Origin of the sequence: Embleya sp. NBC_00888 (assembly GCF_045207655.1) — a bacterium.
Taxonomy (GTDB): Bacteria; Actinomycetota; Actinomycetes; order Streptomycetales; family Streptomycetaceae; genus Embleya.
The window spans coordinates 4546573-4564740 of sequence record NZ_CP108784.1 but is presented as its reverse complement, the minus strand read 5'-3'; the positions used below and the strand labels follow the sequence as shown (position 1 = coordinate 4564740).

13 protein-coding genes are annotated in these 18168 nt (G+C 71.4%); 7 read left to right on the top strand and 6 right to left on the bottom strand.

Annotation, left to right across the window (positions count from 1 at the left end; genetic code table 11):
• Positions 1-34: 34 nt before the first annotated feature.
• Positions 35-1162 (bottom strand): pyruvate dehydrogenase (acetyl-transferring) E1 component subunit alpha, encoded by a 1128-nt coding sequence (pdhA, locus tag OG948_RS19110; protein WP_406297692.1) that lies wholly within the window; start codon positions 1160-1162, stop codon positions 35-37.
• Positions 1163-1526: 364 nt separating this feature from the next.
• On the opposite strand from pdhA, the gene OG948_RS19105 reads away from it, so the two are divergent.
• Positions 1527-2183 carry a response regulator gene (locus OG948_RS19105; RefSeq protein ID WP_406297691.1) on the top strand — a complete coding sequence of 219 codons (657 nt, stop codon included), beginning with the start codon at positions 1527-1529 and terminating at the stop codon, positions 2181-2183.
• Positions 2184-2255: 72 nt separating this feature from the next.
• On the opposite strand, the gene OG948_RS19100 is transcribed toward OG948_RS19105, so the two are convergent.
• The 5 genes from OG948_RS19100 to hisC form a co-directional block, all read right to left on the bottom strand.
• Positions 2256-3656 (bottom strand): flotillin family protein, encoded by a 1401-nt coding sequence (locus tag OG948_RS19100; RefSeq protein ID WP_406300295.1) that lies wholly within the window; start codon positions 3654-3656, stop codon positions 2256-2258.
• A gap of 185 nt (positions 3657-3841) precedes the next feature.
• A complete protein-coding gene (gene cydD / locus OG948_RS19095; RefSeq protein WP_406297690.1) occupies positions 3842-7420 on the bottom strand; it encodes a thiol reductant ABC exporter subunit CydD in 3579 nt (1192 codons plus the stop codon).
• Between the two features lie 56 nt (positions 7421-7476).
• The gene (cydB, locus tag OG948_RS19090; RefSeq protein ID WP_406297689.1) at positions 7477-8514 is read right to left on the bottom strand and encodes a cytochrome d ubiquinol oxidase subunit II; all 1038 of its coding nucleotides are present in this window, start codon (positions 8512-8514) and stop codon (positions 7477-7479) included.
• 12 nt (positions 8515-8526) lie between these two features.
• Positions 8527-9963: a cytochrome ubiquinol oxidase subunit I gene (locus tag OG948_RS19085; protein WP_406297688.1), complete on the bottom strand. Its 1437-nt coding sequence runs from the start codon at positions 9961-9963 to the stop codon at positions 8527-8529.
• A 306-nt stretch (positions 9964-10269) separates the two neighbouring features.
• A complete protein-coding gene (hisC, locus tag OG948_RS19080; RefSeq protein ID WP_406300294.1) occupies positions 10270-11334 on the bottom strand; it encodes a histidinol-phosphate transaminase in 1065 nt (354 codons plus the stop codon).
• Between the two features lie 247 nt (positions 11335-11581).
• On the opposite strand from hisC, the gene OG948_RS19075 reads away from it, so the two are divergent.
• From OG948_RS19075 to OG948_RS19050, 6 genes are all read left to right on the top strand, one after another.
• A complete protein-coding gene (locus tag OG948_RS19075; protein WP_406297687.1) occupies positions 11582-12601 on the top strand; it encodes a LacI family DNA-binding transcriptional regulator in 1020 nt (339 codons plus the stop codon).
• A gap of 242 nt (positions 12602-12843) precedes the next feature.
• A complete protein-coding gene (locus tag OG948_RS19070) occupies positions 12844-13785 on the top strand; it encodes a metallophosphoesterase family protein (RefSeq protein WP_406297686.1) in 942 nt (313 codons plus the stop codon).
• Positions 13786-13952: 167 nt separating this feature from the next.
• Positions 13953-14576, top strand: a complete 624-nt coding sequence (locus OG948_RS19065; protein ID WP_406297685.1) for a hypothetical protein — start codon at positions 13953-13955, stop codon at positions 14574-14576.
• An 80-nt stretch (positions 14577-14656) separates the two neighbouring features.
• Positions 14657-14866 (top strand): hypothetical protein, encoded by a 210-nt coding sequence (locus tag OG948_RS19060; protein WP_395867858.1) that lies wholly within the window; start codon positions 14657-14659, stop codon positions 14864-14866.
• 132 nt (positions 14867-14998) lie between these two features.
• Positions 14999-16777: a GAF domain-containing protein gene (locus OG948_RS19055; RefSeq protein WP_406297684.1), complete on the top strand. Its 1779-nt coding sequence runs from the start codon at positions 14999-15001 to the stop codon at positions 16775-16777.
• 92 nt (positions 16778-16869) lie between these two features.
• Positions 16870-17964 (top strand): medium chain dehydrogenase/reductase family protein, encoded by a 1095-nt coding sequence (locus OG948_RS19050; RefSeq protein WP_406297683.1) that lies wholly within the window; start codon positions 16870-16872, stop codon positions 17962-17964.
• Positions 17965-18168: the final 204 nt, after the last annotated feature.

Genomic DNA, 18168 nt, shown 5'->3' with positions numbered 1-18168 from the left:
TGACGGGTCGTGCCCGTCGACTGTGCGGGAGCCATCAGTGCCCGTCCTCCCCGGCGTCGACGAAGGACGCGTGATAAGCCTCGAACTCGGCCCGTTCCCGGTCCACGAGGGTGTGCGGATCGGCGTACACGTGCGCGAACATCGACACCGGATCCGGATCCGGCATCGTGCGCACACCGTTGCGTACGCGCTTGCCCAGTTCCTCGCTCTCGGCCTCCAGGGCCGCGAAGAAAGCGGCGTCGGCGATTCCCTGCTTGTGCAGGTATGCCTTGAGCCGTTCGATCGGGTCCTTGTGCTTCCACTCCTCGAGTTCCGCGTTCAACCGATAGCGGGTGGGGTCGTCGGAAGTGGTGTGCGCGCCCATTCGGTAGGTGAACGCCTCGATCAGCATCGGGCCCTCACCGCGCCGGGCCCGGGCCAATGCCGCCCTGGTCACCGCGAGACACGCGAGCACGTCGTTTCCGTCGACCCGAACTCCGGGAAAGCCGAATCCGGCGGCGCGCCGATACAGCGGCACCTTCATCTGCCGTTCGTTGGGTTCGGAGATGGCCCACTGATTGTTCTGGCAGAAGAACACCACGGGCGCGTTGAACACCGCGGCGAACGTGAATGCCTCGTTGACATCGCCCTGGCTGGAGGCGCCGTCACCGAAATAGGTGACGACCGCGCCGTCGCCTCCGTCGCGTTGCAGGCCCATCGCGTATCCGACACCGTGCAGGGTCTGCGCGCCGATGACGATCGTGTAGAGATGGAAATTGTTCTCGCGGGGATCCCAACCACCGTTGTTGACGCCGCGGAACATCCCGAGCAGATTCAACGGATCCACGCCGCGACACCACGCGACGCCGTGCTCACGGTAGGTGGGAAACACATAGTCGTCCGGACTCAGCGCCCGGCCCGACCCGATCTGCGCGGCTTCCTGGCCGAGCAGGGAGGCCCACAGGCCCAGTTCGCCCTGGCGTTGCAGCGCGGTGGCCTCGGCGTCGAAGCGACGCACCAGAACCAGGTCACGGTACAGACCCAGGTATTCGTCATCGGACAGGTCGATCGAGTAATCGGGGTGCTCGACCCGCTCACCCTCGGGGGTGAGCAACTGGATCAGTTCTGGACCGGCTCCGGATTCGGGCGGAAACAATGTCCCGTCCGTACTGTCCACTGCCACGTTCTCTCCTCCGTCTGTCCGGTCCGCGGGGTCGCCGTGGACCGGGTCCGGATCGCCGGGCCCGGTTCCGCGCGGGGTGTGCGCGGCTACCTTGATGTGCAGACACGGCGATTGGTGGCTGTACTTCCTAGGATTTCCTAGGAATTCCCGGGTGAATCCGGGAGGCACCTGCGCACAGGCATGCGGTTCGGAAACCGCACACCGCAACGTTACCCACCAGTCCGCCCGGCACGTAGTGGCGACCGGCCCGAACGTGGCGGCACTGTTTGTGGCTCCCCGACAAAAGGCCGCGGACGCGACCCGTTCCCAACCCTTCCGGCGGTGTCACCGAGACCCCGGACGAAGTGCGTGCGAACCTGTACAAGTGAGCGATCAAGGCAGTATTCGGGTATTCCTCCTCGATGATCACGAAGTGGTGCGTCGGGGTGTGCACGAGTTGTTGTCACTCGAGGACGACATCGACGTGATCGGCGAGGCCGGCACGGCCGCCGAGGCGCTGGTGCGCATCCCGGCGACCCGACCGCAGGTCGCGGTGCTCGACGTGCGACTTCCCGACGGGAACGGGGTCGAGGTGTGTCGCGAGATCCGCTCGCAACTGCCGGAGGTGCGCTGTCTGATGCTCACCTCGTTCTCCGACGACGAGGCGCTGTTCGACGCGATCATGGCGGGCGCCTCCGGCTACGTGCTCAAGGACATCCGCGGCTCCGACCTGGTCGGCGCGGTCCGCGACGTGGCCGCCGGCAAGTCGCTGCTCGATCCGGCGGCCACCGCCCGCGTCCTGGAACGCCTGCGCGGCGGCACCCGAGGCGACGAGCGCCTGGCGGCCCTGAGCGACCAGGAGCGCCGCATCCTGGACCTGATCGGCGAGGGCATGACCAACCGCCAGATCGGCACCGAGATGCACCTGGCCGAAAAGACGGTCAAGAACTACGTCTCCAGCCTCCTCGCCAAACTCGGCATGGAACGCCGCACCCAGGCGGCGGCCTACGTGGCCCGCCAGAAGGCGGAGCAGGAACGGTAGTCCGTTCGACACGGTCGGGAAACCGCCGGAGCCGGACCCGTGAGGGGTCCGGCTCCGGCGGTGACGGGTGGGTCAGTTGTCCGGGGTTTCGGTGAGAACGAGGCCCGGGTGGTCCGGGCGGTCCGGGATCGGGTCGAGGTCCGGGGTCGGGTCCGCTTCCACCTCGATGCGGACGGATTCCCTGACGTCGAGGGTGGGGGCCGGCTTGGCGGGGGCGGGGTTGGTGGCGGCCAGGAGTTGGCGGGCGATGCCCAGGCCGGTGCCACCCATGGTCAGGGCCTTGGCGAACAGGTCGCCCATGCCGTCGCCGCCGTTGAGCAGGACCATGTGGTCCACGTTGCCGAAGGCCTCGGCGCCGGCCCGGACGATCTCCGGCCAGTTCTCCGCGAGTTGTTGGGCGACGACGGCCTCCTGGTTCTCGGCCAGCGCCGCCGCGCGGGCCGCGATCGCGGCCGCCTCGGCGAGGCCCTTGGCCTTGGCCGCCTCGGCCTGCGCCTTGCCGGTCGCCAGGGTGGCCTCGGCGGCGGCCAGACCGCGCACCTTCGTCGCCTCCGCGTCGGCGATCGCCGCCAACTCGGTCTCCCTGGCGCTCGCCTCGGCCGCCGAGATCCGCGCGTCGCGCTCGGCCTGGGCCCTGGTCCGGGTCTCGTACGCCTTCGCGTCGGCCGGCTTGCGTACGTCCGCCTGAAGTTGCTGCTCGCGCCGCATGGCCTCCAACTCGGCGACCCTGGTCTCCTGGACCACCACCTCCTGCTTGGCGGCGGCGTCCGCGAGCGGGCCCGCCTGGCGCGAGCGCGCGGTGGCCTCGTCCCGCTCGGCCTGGTAGCCGGCCTGCTGGATCTCGCTGTCCCGGGTGGCCTGGGCCATCCGCGCCTTGGCGTCCTGCTCGGCCTCGGTGGCTTTGCGGGTGGCCAGCGCCTCGGCGATCCGCGCGTCCCGGATCACCGCGGCCGTGTGCGGCGCGGCCATGTTCTTGATGTAACCGGTCGGGTCGTCGATCTCCTGGATCTGCAGGCTGTCCACGATCAGCCCGAGCTTTTCCATGTCGGATCCGGAGGCCGCGCGCACGTGCGCGGTGAGCTTCTCCCGGTCGCGGATCATGTCCTCGACGGTCAACCCGCCGACGATCGAACGCAGATGGCCGGCCAGCACCTTGCGGACCCGGGACTCCATCTGCTTCTGCTGGTCCAGGAAGCGACGGGCCGCGTTGGCGATCGAAACGTAGTCGTCGCCGATCTTGAAGATGACCACGCTCTGCACGCGCAGCGGGATGCCCTGGGTGGTGACGCATTCGACCGAGAGCTCCGCCTCGTTCAGATCCAGCGAGAGCTTGCGCACGGCCTGCACGAACGGCAACACGAGCGTGCCGCGTCCGGTGACGATGCGAAATCCCATGCCCTCGCCCAGGCCCTCGGTGTGGTGCCGCGAGCCGGAGATGACGAGCGCCTCGTTGGGTTCGGCGACGCGCCACATGAGTTTGAAGACCACGATCAGGATCACGAGCAGACCGAGCACGGCGAGCACGGTGTAGAGCACGGAGCATTCCCCCTTTGGCCTGTTCCGGAGTGTCCTCGCCCCCGGAGTGCGCGCCAAGAGGGAGCTCCCCAGGGGCAGTTGCACCCCGCCGACCGGTCGGGGCCGGGCCCTGCCGGCCGCACTCAGCCCGAGGTCGTCACCGTGACCGCGCCCACCGCGTGTTCGCGCTCCAGCAGTTCCCGGAACGGGCCGGGGACGGTGCTCACGTGCGCCCACGTGCCGCGTTGCAGCACTCGGCCCTCGGCCAGCACGAGGATCTCGTCCACCGCGTCCAGGCCGGTGAGTCGGTGGGTCACCAGCAGTGTGGTGCGGCCTCGGGTCGCGTCCAGCAGGTCGGCGGTCAGCGCGTCGGCCGTGGGCAGGTCGAGGTGTTCGGCCGGCTCGTCCAGCAGCAGGATCTCGAAGTCGGCGAGCAGCGCGCGGGCCAGCGCGAGTCGTTGCCGCTGGCCGCCGGACAGCCGCGCGCCGTGCTCGCCGACCATCGTGTCCAGCCCCTCGGGCAGCGTGTCGACCCAATCCAGCAGCCGGGCTCGGGCCAGCGCCGCGCGGATCGTGTCCTCGCCGCAGTCCGGACGGGCCAGTCGCAGGTTCTCCCGCAGCGAACTGTCGAAGACGTGCGCGTCCTGCGCGCACAGCCCGACCACCCGCCGCACGTCGTCCCCGGCCAGATCGGTGATCGGTACGCCGGCCAGGGTCACCGAGCCCGCGGCCGGGTCCAGGAAGCGCAGCAGTACGTTGGCCAGCGTGGTCTTGCCCGAGCCGCTCGCCCCGACCACCGCGAGCCGCTTGCCCGGGGTGAGTTCGAGGTCGACGCCGGCCAGTGCGGGCGGGCCGTCCGGCGTCCAGCGGGCGTGCAGGTCGCGCACCACCAGCGGGCGCGGCGCGGCGGGCAGCCCGAGCGGGGCGGCCGGCTCGGCCACCGGTTCCGGCGCGTCGATCACCTCGAACACCCGCGCCGCGGCCCGGCGCGAGCTCTGCAGGTGCCGGCCGGCGGCGGGCAGCACCACGGTGGCCTCGAACGCGGCGAGCGGGGTGAGCACCACCAGCGCGAGCAGCACGCCGCTCAACCGGTCGGCGTGCACCGCCGCGACGCCCACCAGCGCGGACGCCCACACCGTCGCGCCGGACACCAGCGCGGCCAGCCCGGCCCCGACGCCCGCGCCCCGGGCCTGTCCCGCCTCGGTCGCGCGCAGCCGCGCGTCCACCGCGTCCACCTCGGCCAGCCGGGCGGGCGCGCGGCCCGCCGCGATCAGTTCGGGGGTGCCGCGCAGCAGGTCGACCACGGCGCCGGCGAGTTCGCCGCGGACCGCGGCGACCCGGCGTTCGGCCCGCCGGGCGACCCGGCCGGCCAGCCACGGCACCAGGATCCCGGCGGCGAGCAGGCCGAGCAGCAGGACGCCGCCGGCCTCGGGCAACACCAGCGCGACGGCGAGCACCGCGCCCACGCCGACCACGGCCGCCACGCACGCGGGCAACAGCGCGCGCAGGAAGAAGTCCTGTACCGCGTCCACGTCGGCGACCAGTCGCGAGAGCAGGTCGCCGCGCCGGAACGCGGGCAGCCCCGCCGGCGCCAGCCGCTCGAGCCGCTCGTAGACCCGCACCCGCAGCCGGGCCAGGATCCGAAACGCCGCGTCGTGGCCGACCAGCCGCTCGGCATAGCGGAACACCGCGCGCGAGACGCCGAACGCGCGCACGCCGGTGACCGCGACCATCAGGGTCAGTACCGGCGGGTGCTCCGAGGCACGCGAGATCAACCACGCCGAGGTGGCCATCAGCCCGACCGAACTGCCCAGCGCGAGCGCCCCGCACAACACCGCGAGCGCGAGCCGTCCGCGCAACGGCCGGGCGAGCGCGAGCAGTCGGCGGCCGGGACCGATCCCGGCGCCGACCGACGGGTCCGCCGAAGGCTGCTCGAAGGGCGTCGGGAAAGGCTCCTCCGGGGATGGCTCGACGGGCTGCCCTGCCGCCGGCATCTCCCCCGACGCCTCCGACACCCGCGCGGCCTCGACCCGCGCCCGGGCCGCGACCGCCGCATGCGCGCCCTCCGTGTCCCCCTCACAAGCCCCCGCGCCCACGGCCACCACCCGGTCGGCCAACGGCAGCAGCGCCGGCCGATGCGCGACCAGCACGACCGTACGGCCGACCGCCAGCCGCCGGACCGCGTCGACGATGTCCGCCTCGCCGGCCCCGTCCAGGTTCGAGGTCGGCTCGTCCAGGAGCAGGATCGGCCGGTCGGCCAGGAACGCCCGGGCCAGCGCGAGGCGCTGCCGCTGCCCGGCGGACAGTCCCGCGCCGTCCTCGCCGAGCGGCGCGTCCAGGCCGCCCGAGGCCGCCACGAAGTCGGCCGCCCCGGCCGCGACCAGCGCGTCGTGCACCTCGGCGTCGCCGGCGTCCGGGCGGGCCAGGCGTACGTTGGCGCCGATCGTGCCCGCGAACAGGTAGGGCCGCTGCGGGACCCACGCGATCCGGGCCCGCCACGCGTCCGGGTCCAGCTCGGCCAGGTCCACGCCGCCCACGGTGATCCGGCCCGCCGTCGGCCGGACGAAGCCGAGCAGCACCGCGAGCACGGTGGACTTGCCGCACCCGCTCGGCCCGGTCAGCGCGATCGTCTCGCCCGGTCGCACGGTCAGGTCCAGGTCGGCCGGCGCCGCGTCCGTCCGGCCGGGGCGGCGCACGGTCAGGCCGGTCAATACCAGCTCGGCCGAGTGCGGGTCGGGCACCGGCGCGGTCCCCGCGGGTGCGTCCGGTGTGGTCTCCAGGACCGCGAACACCCGCTCGGCGGCGCTCACTCCCTCGACGCTGGCGTGGTACTCGGCGCCGACCTGACGCAGCGGCAGGTACGCCTCGGGCGCCAGGATCAGCACCACGAGCGCGGTCTCCAGGCTCAGATCGCCGTCGACCAGGCGCAGGCCGACACCGACCGCGACCAGCGCGACCGAGATGGTGGCCAGCAGTTCGAGCGCGAACGAGGACAGGAAGGCGATCCGCAGCGTCTTCAGGGTGGCCCGACGGTAGTCGTCGGTGATCGTGCGGATCGACGCGGCCTGGGCCTTGGCCCGGCCGAACACCTTGAGCGTGGGCAGCCCGGCGACCACGTCCAGGAAGTGTCCGGCGAGCCGGTTGAGCACGCTCCACTGCCGGTCCATGTACTTCTGGGTGGCCATCCCGATCAGCGCCATGAACAGCGGGATCAGCGGCAGGGTGATCACGATCGTCACCGCCGAGATCCAGTCGCCGAACACCACTCGCGCGAGCACCGCCACCGGCACGGTGACGGACAGGACGAGTTGCGGCAGGTAGCGCGCGAAGTAGCCGTCGAGCGCGTCCACCCCCCGGGTGGCCAGCGTGGTCAGCTCGCCGGAGCGCTCGTTGTCCAGCCAGGCCGGGCCGAGCCGGACCACGTGCGCGAGCAGTCGCGAACGCAGTCGCGACTTCACCGCCGCCGAGGTGCGGTGCGCGATCACCTCGGTAAGCCAGGAGATCGCCGAGCGGGCGGCGACCACCGCGGCCAGCAGGCCCAGCTCCGGCCACAGGTCGGCGACCGCGGCGCCGTCCTGGAAGGCCGCCACGATCACCCGGGCGAGCAGGCCCGCCTGGACGAGCACGAGACCCGCGCCCGCCGTGCCCAGCACCACGGTCAGGGCCAGAAAGCCCCGGGTGGCACGGGCGTGGGTCAGCAGGCGCGGATCTACAGGCTTCACGAGCCGCTCTTTCGTCGGTGCGTCTTCGGCGCGGTGCTACACGGTGCCGCGGTCGGCTACTTGCCGACCAGGTCGGCCGCGGCGGCACCGAAGGCCGGCTTGGTCGGGATGCTCTTCGTGCTGATCCGCTTGCGGAACACCCAGTACGTCCAGGCCTGGTAGCACAGCACGATCGGGGTCATGAAGGCGGCGACCCAGGTCATGATCTCGAGCGTGTACGGCGTCGAGGACGCGTTGTGGATGGTCAGGTTCCACGCCGAGTCCAGGCTGGAGGGCATCACGTTCGGGAACAGCGACAGGAACAGCATCGCCACCGCGGCGATCACTGTCACGCCCGACAGCGCGAACGCCCAGCCCTCGCGGCCGATCCGGTTCATCGCCAGCGCGGCGACCAGGGCGAGCACCGCGACGATCAGCGCGGCCAGGGTGCGGCCGTTGCCGTGCTGCGCCTGGGTCCAGATCAGGAACGCCGCCGCGAGCACGGCGGTGGCCAGGCCGAGCCTGCCGGCCAGCGCGTTGGCCCGGGCCCGGATGTCGCCGTCGGTCTTGAGCGCGACGAACACCGCGCCGTGGAAGGTGAACAGCACCGTGGTCACCACGCCGCCCAGCAGCGCGTACGGGTTGAGCAGGTCGAACAGGTTGCCGACGTACTCCTTCTCCGCGTCGATCTTCACCCCGCGGGTGATGTTCGCGAAGGCCACACCCCACAGGAACGCGGGCACCAGCGAGCCCCAGAAGATCGCCTGTTCCCAGCCGCGCTTCCAGCGGTCCTCGTCGCGCTTGGCCCGGTACTCGAACGCGACCCCGCGCAGGATCAGCGCGACCAGGATCAGCAGCAGCGGCAGGTAGAAACCGCTGAACAAGGTGGCGTACCACTCGGGAAAGGCCGCGAAGGTGGCCCCACCCGCGGTGATCAGCCAGACCTCGTTGCCGTCCCACACCGGGCCGATGGTGTTGATCAGCACCCGGCGCTCGGTCTCGTCGCGAGCCAGCACCTTGGTCAGGATGCCGACGCCGAAGTCGAAGCCCTCGAGGAAGAAGTAGCCGATCCACAGGACGGCGATCAGCAGGAACCAGAATTCGTTGAGTCCCATGACACTCTCCCCTTAGTACGCGAAGGCGAGCGGACGTTCGGCGCCCTCGCCGTCGCCCGACGGATCGTCGGGGTCCTTGCTCACGGGCGGCTTGATCGGCTCGGGACCGGCCTTGACGTAGCGCCGGATCAGGCCCAGTTCGACCACCGCGAGCGCCCCGTACAGCAGCGTGAACACGATCAGCGAGGTCAGCACCTCACCGGTGGACACGCTCGGCGACACCCCGGCCTCGGTCTTGAGCACACCGAACACCAGCCACGGCTGGCGGCCCATCTCGGTGAAGATCCAGCCGAACGAGTTGGCCGCGAACGGGAACGCGATGGTCCACAGACCGATCCGGTACACCCACGGGTTGGTCGGCAGCTCGCGCCGCCGCCGGGTCAACCACAGGCCGACCAGGCCGATGCCGGCGGTGACCATGCCGACGCCGATCATCAGCCGGAACGACCAGTAGGTGACGAAGATGTTGGGGCGGTAGTCGCCGGGGCCGAACTTGACCACCGACTGTTCCTGGAGGTCGTTGATCCCGGGCAGCTCGGCGTCGAAGTCGTTCTTGGCCAGGAAGGACAGCGCGCCGGGGACCTCGATGGCGACCTTGTTGTGGCCCCTGTTGACGTCGCCGTAGGAGAAGATCGAGAACGGCGCCGGCTTCGAGGTCTCCCACAGCGCCTCGGCCGAGGCCATCTTCATCGGCTGCTGCTCGTACATCAGCTTGCCCTGCATGTCACCGGTGAGCGCGAGGCCGATGCCCGCCAGTACCGAGACCCACAGGCCCAGCCGCAGCGACGGGCGGAACACCGCGACCTCGTTGCGCTTGCGCAGGTGCCAGCAACTGATCCCGATCAGGAAGCCGCCGGCGACCAGGAACGCGGCCGGGAGGATGTGCAGGAACGCGGCGATCGCGGTGTTGTTGGTGAGCACCGCGACGAAGTCGGTCAGCTCGGCGCGGCCGGTCTCCGGGTTGATCCGGTAGCCGACCGGGTGCTGCATCCACGAGTTCGCGGCCAGGATGAAGTAGGCCGACAGGATCGTGCCGATCGCGGCGGCCCAGATGGTGGCCAGGTGGATCTTCCTCGGCAGTCGTTCCCAGCCGAAGATCCACAACCCCAGGAAGGTCGACTCGAGGAAGAAGGCGACCAGCGCCTCGATCGCGAGCGGGGCGCCGAAGATGTCGCCGACGAAGCGCGAGTAGTCGGACCAGTTCATCCCGAACTGGAACTCCTGCACGATGCCGGTGACCAGGCCGAGCGCGAAGTTGATCAGGAAGAGCTTGCCCCAGAACTTGGTGGCCCGGAGGTAGTGCTCCTTCCCGGTGCGCACCCACGCGGTCTGCAGACACGCGACGAGGATGGACAAACCCATCGTGAGCGGGACGAAGAGGAAGTGGTAGACGGTCGTGACGCCGAACTGCCACCGGGCTACGTCGAGTGTTTCGACGGCGAGGTCCATGGGCCCCTCATTCCTCCTGATCGCCGGTCGTGTCTCGCACGCGAGCGCACGTTTGGTTCACGATGCACACGGCGCCCCCGCGCATCCCGCCCGACACTCCGTCGAACAAACCCGGATGAACCGGGAGGGAAGCGCGGATCCACCACGGCAAACTTTGTGAATGGGTTCACAAAGTCGAGCTTGTGCATCCGTTCACAAACACTAGCGAGCCCTCTCGGGGACCCCTTGAGGGGGGTACCCGAGAGGGCTCGAAGTGGTCCGAACGGACCCAAACGACGACGGTTCGCCGACCGCGCCGGGAGAGCGCTACGCCGACATGAACCGCGCGGCCTGCTCCAGGAAGATCGTGTTCGCCTCGGTCTCGCCGATGGTGATCCGGCAACCCTCGCCCGAGAACGGACGCACGGTCACCCCGGCCGCCTCGCACAGCGCGGCGAACTCGTCGGTGCGCTCGCCCAGTCGCAGCCAGACGAAGTTGGCCTGCGAGTCGAACACGGTCCAGCCCTGGCCGATCAGCGCCTCCAGCACCCGCTCCCGCTCGGCGACCAACGCGTCGACCCGCTCCAGGAGTTCGCCCTCGGCGCCGATCGAGGCGATCGCGGCCACCTGGGCCAGCCGGTTCACCGAGAACGGCATCCCGGTCTTGCGCAGCTCGGCCGCCACCGGCTCGTGCGCGATGGCGAAGCCCACCCGCAGGCCGGCCAGACCGTACGCCTTCGAGAAGGTGCGCAGTACCACCACGTTGGGCCGGTCCCGGTAGACGTCCACCCCGTCCGGGACCTGCTCGTCCCGGATGAACTCGCGGTACGCCTCGTCGAGCACGACCAGCACGTGACGCGGCACCCGGTCCAGGAAGCGCTCGAGCTCGGCACGGTGGATCACCACGCCGGTCGGGTTGTTCGGGTTGCACACGAAGATCAGCCGGGTCCGCTCGGTGACGGCGGCGGCCATCGCGTCCAGGTCGTGGCTCTCGTCGGCGAGCAGCGGCACCGGCACCGGCGTCGCGCCCGCGAGCAGCACCAGCAGCGGGTACGCCTCGAAGGAGCGCCACGCGAAGACGACCTCGTCGCCCTCGCCGGCCGTCGCGTTCACCAACTGCTGCGCCACGGTCACCGAGCCGGTGCCGGCCACGATGTGCGACGCGGGCACCCCGAAGCGCTCGGCCAGCGCCTCGGCCAACTCCGCGTTGCTCGGGTCCGGGTAGCGATTTATCTCGCCGACGGCGTCGGCCACCACCTTGTGCACACTGGGCAGCGGCGGGTACGGGTTCTCGTTGGAGGCGAGCTTGTACGACGGCAGGCCCTCCTCCACCACCGGCGCCTTGCCCGCCTTGTAGACGGGCACCCCCGCCAGGGCCGCCCGGAACCTCACCGTGGCGCCGTCGTCCGTACCTGGGGCGTTGTGCTGGGTCACGCCCGTCCTCCTCGCATACTGGTCGGGGTGCCTGGGCGCACGTCCCGGTCGTGTCAACTCTATGGTCCGCCGGCCGGGGAGGGCATGGTCGGGCCGCACGAGTCAGTCGCCGAAGGTTCAGCGGTAGGTATGGGGCGATACGTTTCTTCGTAAAGCAATGACATGAACCCGGCCAGGGCGGCGCATTCGGCCTACTGTCGGGACGATGACAGCGCCAGATGTACCGCGTGTGGGGCGGCGGATCCGGGTGGGCATCCGGGACGTCGCGGCGGCCGCCGGGGTGTCGATCACGACCGTCTCCGACGCGCTCAACGGCAAGGGCCGACTGCCCGACACGACCCGACTGCACGTGCGCGAGGTCGCGGATCGGCTGGGCTACCGGCCCTCGGCCGCGGCGCGCACGCTGCGCACCGGTCGCTCGGGGCTGCTCGGGCTGACCACGACCATGCGCTCCACCGAGCCGTTCGCGCTCACCGAGTTCGCGTGGTTCGCCGAACTGGTGCGCTCGGCCACCGCGACCGCCCTGGACCTGGGCTACGCGCTGGTCGTGCTGCCCGCCTCCTCGCCGCACGACGTGTGGGGCAACGTCGCGCTGGACGGCACGATCGTGGTCGATCCCGCGGACGACGATCCGCTCGTGCACGAGCTGCTGCGCCGGGGGGTGCCCGTGGTCAGCGGCGGTCATCCGGGCTCGACCCCGGTGTACGGCTGGGTGGACAACGACCACGTGGCCGCGGTGCGTTCGGTGCTCGACCACCTCGCCGACGCGGGCGCCGCCCGGATCGGGCTGCTGGCCGCCTCGGACGGACCGGGCGCGGCCAAGGGCGTCGCGGGCTACCGCGCGTGGTGCGCGGATCGGGGCGTGTCGCCGATCACCGAGGAGTACGAGGCTCGTACGCCCGGCGCCGGTCGGGCCGCCGCGACCCGGCTGCTCGACCTGACCCCGGACGCGGTCTTCGGGCTGCACGAGGGGTGCGCGGCCGAATTGCTCACCGCGGCCCGGGCGCGCGAACTGCGGGTGCCCGACGACCTGCTCCTGGCCTGCTGCGGCGAGGGGGCCGATCCGTCGGTGACCTCGCTGAGCCTGCAACCGGCGCTGGCCGGCGCGTGGGCGGTGGAACTGCTGGTGAGCGTGATCGACGATGCCGGGGCCGGGCCGCTGCTGCCCGCCCAGCGCACCGTGCCCACCCGGCTTTCGGTGCGCGACTCGTCCACTCGCCGCTGACCGCCGGGCACCCGCGCGACCCGGTCGGCTCGGGTCGGGGCCGCCCGGTGGGACGGGCACGGCTGCGCGCACAATTGAGCGTGGTCCGTTCCGCCGTGCCCGCACGAGAGATACGGTCCAGGAATCATCCGAATCGGACCGGGTGAACCGCAGCCGAACCCGGCCGGCGTGCGTCTTGGTTCACGACGGGTGTCGGCATCGCCGCCGTACGGTGGTGCGGATCTGAAGAAAGGACCCTTCTGGTGAGCAACGTCTCGGCTACACCGGCCCCGATGGGCGCCGCAGCGGAGCAGGACGCCCCGCTGTACGTGGTCGGTGACGTCCACGGTCATCTGGAGGAGCTCAAGGCCGCCCTGCGCGCGCGGGACCTGATCGACGCGGACGCGCACTGGTGCGGCGGCCGGGCCCGGCTGTGGTTCCTCGGCGACTTCACCGACCGCGGCCCGGACGGCATCGGCGTGGTCGAACTGGCGATGGCGCTGGCCCGCGAGTCCGCCGAGGTCGGCGGCAGCACCCGGATGTTGCTGGGCAACCACGAGATCCTGCTGCTGGGGGTGTTCCGCTTCGGCGACCACCCGGTGCCGGTGGCGGGCGGCTCGACCACGTTCCGCGAGATCTGGCTGCGCAACGGCGGCATGCAGTCCGACCTGGACCGCTTCACCGACGAACAGGCCGGCTGGCTGGCCGCGCAGCCGGTCGCCGCGGTGGTCGACGGGCACCTGCTGATCCACTCGGACAGCAACGCCTACCTCGAATACGGCGACACCATCGAGGAGGTGGACGGCGCGGTCGCGGACATACTGCGCGAGCCGGATCCGCTCTCGTGGTGGGACCTGTTCCGCAACCTGACCCGACGCGGCGCCTTCATGGGCGAGGTCGGCCCGTACGCGGCGGCCGACCTGTTGAGCGAGCTGGGCGGCCGGCGCATCGTGCACGGCCACACCCCGATCCCGTACCAGACCGGCGAGGACCCCACGACGATCGTCGAGCCGCGCGTGTACGCGGACGGACAGGTGGTCAACCTGGACGGCGGGATCTACCTGGGCGGCCCGTGTCTGGTCGCGCGCCTGCCGCTGTCCGCCACGCCGCCGAGCGCGGCGGCCGGTTCGTTGGAGGAGACGCAGGGTCGCGAATACGACCTGGGCGCCCTCGGCGGCAACACCGGAGACGAGCCGCGGTCGTAGGGAACTCCCTGCCCAAAAGCGGGGGATGCACCCTATCATCAATAAGTATCCGCCTCGACACCGTCAGGTGCTTTTGCGGGTCGTTGATCCACCGACAGCTTGCACGGGTCCCCTGACGGGCCCGGCGGACGCGGGACACGCCCGCGCGGCCTCATTCGGGGGATCCGATGCAACACTGGTTTGGAAGTGACGAGCACCGCCGTCAGTACGAGCAGTTCGTCGATGACGCGCTGCACCTGGAGGAGACCCTCTCCGGTCTTGCGGCGGTACCCAACCTGAACGTCGAGCAGTTGCGGACGGCCACGTTGGACGCGACCCCGTCGATCGCGGACGCGGCACGCGACGAGTACGACCGCTACGAACGTACAGAGCAGCGTTTCGAGTCCGGAATCCGACAGGACTTCGGCGCCTCGATGATCGAGGCCGGCGAGAGCTTCGGCTGGTTCGCGCTCGCCACCGCCATGGCGGTGATCGTGGCCGGCATCTCGGCGGTCGTCTTCCTGATCGTGGGCTACGTGCTGCTGCCGCTCACGATGGACGACTCGTCCATGCAGCACACGATGCAACTCGCCTCGATCGCGGCCGTGGGCATCTCGCTCGGGGCGGCGGCGATCGGGGGACTCGCGATGCTGGCGGTGGCCGCGCGCAATCGGGCGCGGCCGACCGGCGAGGTCGAGGTGTACCTGGCCCGCGAGGAATGGCGCCGGGCGATCCTGCACCGGGGCATCCTGCCGTTCATGCGCTCGCGTCTGCGCGAGGCCTCCGACGAGGGCACCACCCTCCTCGGCTGACCGACCGTCGGCGCCGGCTCTCCCACCCGCTCGGGGCGGGAGAGCCGGATCACGCCGTCCGGGGCGGGCCGGGCCACACAATGGTCGACATGGTCGGCAAACGCGGGAAGGTCACCGGGGGAATCGGTCCCGGATTGGTGGGCGAGGTCATGATCGAGGTGCGCGGCGGCGTGGAGGCGTTCCTCGCGTACCCGGCGCTGCCCGGCGAGGAGCACCCGGTGGGTTCGTTGGTGGTGATCGTGGAATACCTGCCGCCCCGCACGGTGTACGTGGCGGGGGCTTTCGGCTGAGCGAGGGCGGCGTGCTTTCGCGCGTGCATCTGCGTGTGCGGACCGGTAGGCGTGAACCGTGCGGGGGGATCCGTACGCGTGTCCGGGATGGTTTGGTGGTTTCATCCGGATTTGCCCACGTAGGCTGCGTTCATGGTGAACGCCACCGGCGGCAGTGCCGACAGCGCCGACGAGCCCGACGGGGCGGGTCGCTCCGATCGCGCGCCCGGACCGGCCGCGTCGGCGTCGGCCGCGCCGGCCTCGCTCGGTCTGGACGACCTGGTGGCCGAGGTGGTCGAGCGGCTCGGCTCGGCGGCGGCGGCCGGGGAGCGGCTCCAGGGGCTGCTCGAAGCCGTGATCGCGGTCGGCGCCGACCTGGACCTGCACACCACGCTGCGCCGGATCGTCGAGGCCGCCGCCGATCTGGTGGACGCGCGCTACGCCGCGCTCGGCGTGATCGGCACGGAGAACAACCTGTCCGACTTCATCACCGTCGGCATCGCCGACGCGGACCGCGAGCGGATCGGCGAACTCCCGCACGGGCGAGGCATCCTGGGCCTGCTGATCGAGCACCCGGAGCCGCTGCGCCTGGACGATCTGGCCCGGCACGCGGCGTCCTACGGCTTTCCGCCGAACCACCCGGCGATGCACTCGTTCCTGGGCGTGCCGATCCGGGTGCGCGACGAGGTGTTCGGCAATCTGTACCTCACCGAGAAGCGCGGCCGGCCGGGCTTCAGCGTCGAGGACCAGCAGGTCGTCCGGGCCCTCGCGGCGGCGGCCGGGGTGGCCATCGAGAACGCGCGCCTATTCGAGAGCGCGGCCCGCCGGGAGAAGTGGATCATGGGCTCGGCGGACGTCACCACGGCGCTGCTGACCACGCAGGACCCGGACGAGGCGCTCGCGGTGGTGGCCGAACGCGCGCGCAGCCTGGCCGAGGCGGACTTCGCCGCGATGTACCTGACCCAGCCGGACGGCTCGTACCTGGTCGAGGTCACCTCCGGCGAGGACCTCGCGGGCCTGGGCGGCACGGTGGTCGCGCAGGACAGCCCGGTCGCGGAGGCGATCAACACCGGGCGCAGCATCTTCATCGCGGACATGAGCACCGACCCGAACGTGATGCTGGACCAGTCCCGCTGCTTCGGGCCGGGCCTGTTCGTTCCGCTGATCGCCAACGAACGCATCCTCGGCGCGCTGGAGTTGGACAAGCGGATCGGCGCGGTCCCGTTCAACCGGACCGAGCGCTCGATGGCCCAGGCGTTCGGCGGCCAGGCGGCGATCGCGCTGATGCTGGCGAGCGCGCAGCGCGACCGGGAGCGACTGGCGGTGTTCGAGGACCGCGACCGGATCGCCCGGGACCTGCACGACCTGGTCATCCAGCGGCTGTTCGCGACCGGGATGATGCTCCAGGGCGCGGCCAGGCTGGCGCGGGTGCCGGCCGTGACCGCCCGGATCAACCAGGCGGTGGACGAACTCGACGCGACGATCCGCGAGGTGCGCAGCACCATCTTCGCGTTGCAGAACCCGCCGCGTGAGGGGCCGACCGGGGTCCGCGGCCGGGTGTTGCGCGAGGCGAGCGCGTCGGCCGCCACGCTCGGCTTCGAGCCGACGGTCACCTTCACGGGCCCGGTCGACTCGACCGTCTCGGACGAGGTCGCCGAGCAACTCCTCGCCGCGCTGCGCGAGGTCCTGTCCAACGCCTCCCGCCACGCGCACGCGTCCCGGGTCGAGGTGAGCCTCGCGGTGACCGGCGGCCGGGTCGAGTTGGCGGTCACCGACGACGGCGTGGGCATCGCGCCCGGCGGTCGGCGCAGCGGGCTGGCCAACCTGGCCGCCCGCGCGGAGGAGTTGGGCGGTCGGGCCGCGTTCGGACCGGGGCCGGAGGGCCGCGGAACGACGGTGACCTGGTCGGTGCCGCTCCGGCGCGGGTCCTAGCCGGAAGTCCCCGACCGATGCTTGACACGCTGGTGGCATGCATTTAAGTTAGAGGCTATAACAGACGTTAAAGTCGATCACTTGGAGTTCCGATGAATGCCACCGCAACCGAGACCGCCACCGAAGCCGGCGCCGACTCGGTCATCGACTCGGTCATCGACTCGGTCACCGAGATCGTGCTGCCGGGCATCGTCGAGCCCGAGGGTCTTGAAGTCCGGGTGCGCCCGGCGCCGGAGCCGGCGGCCGGGGAGGTCCTGCTGGCGGTCGACGCCTCCGGGGTGTCCTTCGCCGAGCAGCAGATGCGGCGGGGCAAGTACTACGACCAGCCGGCCTTCCCGTTCGTCCCCGGCTACGACCTGGTCGGTACGGTCCTGCGGGTCGGGCCCGGCGGCGATGCCGCGCTGGTCGGCCGCCGGTTCGCCGCGCTGACCAAGGTGGGCGGGTGGGCGAGCCTGGCGGTGGTTTCGGCCGCCGACCTGGTCGAGGTGCCCGAGGCCATCGACCCGGCCGAGGCGGAGACGGTCGTCGTCAACGGGATCACCGCGTGGCAGATGTTGCACCGCACGGCCGGGATCCGCCGGGGACAGACCATCCTGGTCCACGGCGCCAACGGTGGCGTGGGTTCGACGCTGGTCCAGTTGGCCACGCACGCGGGCGTCCGGGTGATCGGCACCGCCTCGCCGCGCCACCACGACGCGGTGCGCGCCCTGGGCGCGATCCCGCTGGACTACCGCGCCGCCGACCTGCCCGCCGAGGTGCGCACGCACGCCCCGAACGGAGTCGACGCCGTCTTCGACCACGTCGGCGGCGAGGGGATCGTCGACTCGTTCGGGCTGCTCGCCCGGGGCGGCACCCTCGTCTCGTACGGGACGGCGGCCACCAAGAACGCGTCCGGCTCGTCCCGGCTGCCGGTGCTCAAGCTGGTGGCCCGCCTCATCTGGTGGAACCTGCTGCCCAACGGCCGGCGCACGCACTTCTACAACATCTGGGCCGGCAAGCGCCGCCCGGCGACCTTCCGGGCCCGCCTGCGCGCCGACCTGTCCGAGGTCTTCGCCCTGCTCGCGGCCGGCACCATCACCGCCCAGGTCGCCGCCCGCATCCCGCTCGGCCGGGCCGCCGACGCCCTCGCGCTGGCCGAATCGGGCACGGTCACCGGCAAGGTCGTCCTGGTCCCGGACACGCACTGACGCACCGCCACCCCCGCCTCGCCCCCACAAGGGATTCCGTCATGCGCCTGAACCGTTCCCTCACCAACCCGTCCCACTGGGCAAGCGCCACCCTGATGACCACCCTCGCCCTGGGCCCCTCGACCTCCGCCCGCCCGCCCCGCCTCCCGGGCCCCACACCCGTACCCCGAGCCACCCGCACCCCATCACCCCGGCCCCGCCCCC

Coding starts and splice junctions, on each gene's coding strand:
- OG948_RS19100 (WP_406300295.1), bottom strand. CDS start 3,656: ATGTGGCGCGTCGCCGAACCCAACGAGGCGCTCGTCATCTCCGGCTCG.
- cydB (WP_406297689.1), bottom strand. CDS start 8,514: ATGGGACTCAACGAATTCTGGTTCCTGCTGATCGCCGTCCTGTGGATC.
- OG948_RS19085 (WP_406297688.1), bottom strand. CDS start 9,963: ATGGACCTCGCCGTCGAAACACTCGACGTAGCCCGGTGGCAGTTCGGC.
- OG948_RS19075 (WP_406297687.1), top strand. CDS start 11,582: ATGACAGCGCCAGATGTACCGCGTGTGGGGCGGCGGATCCGGGTGGGC.
- OG948_RS19065 (WP_406297685.1), top strand. CDS start 13,953: ATGCAACACTGGTTTGGAAGTGACGAGCACCGCCGTCAGTACGAGCAG.
- OG948_RS19060 (WP_395867858.1), top strand. CDS start 14,657: ATGGTCGACATGGTCGGCAAACGCGGGAAGGTCACCGGGGGAATCGGT.
- OG948_RS19055 (WP_406297684.1), top strand. CDS start 14,999: ATGGTGAACGCCACCGGCGGCAGTGCCGACAGCGCCGACGAGCCCGAC.
- OG948_RS19050 (WP_406297683.1), top strand. CDS start 16,870: ATGAATGCCACCGCAACCGAGACCGCCACCGAAGCCGGCGCCGACTCG.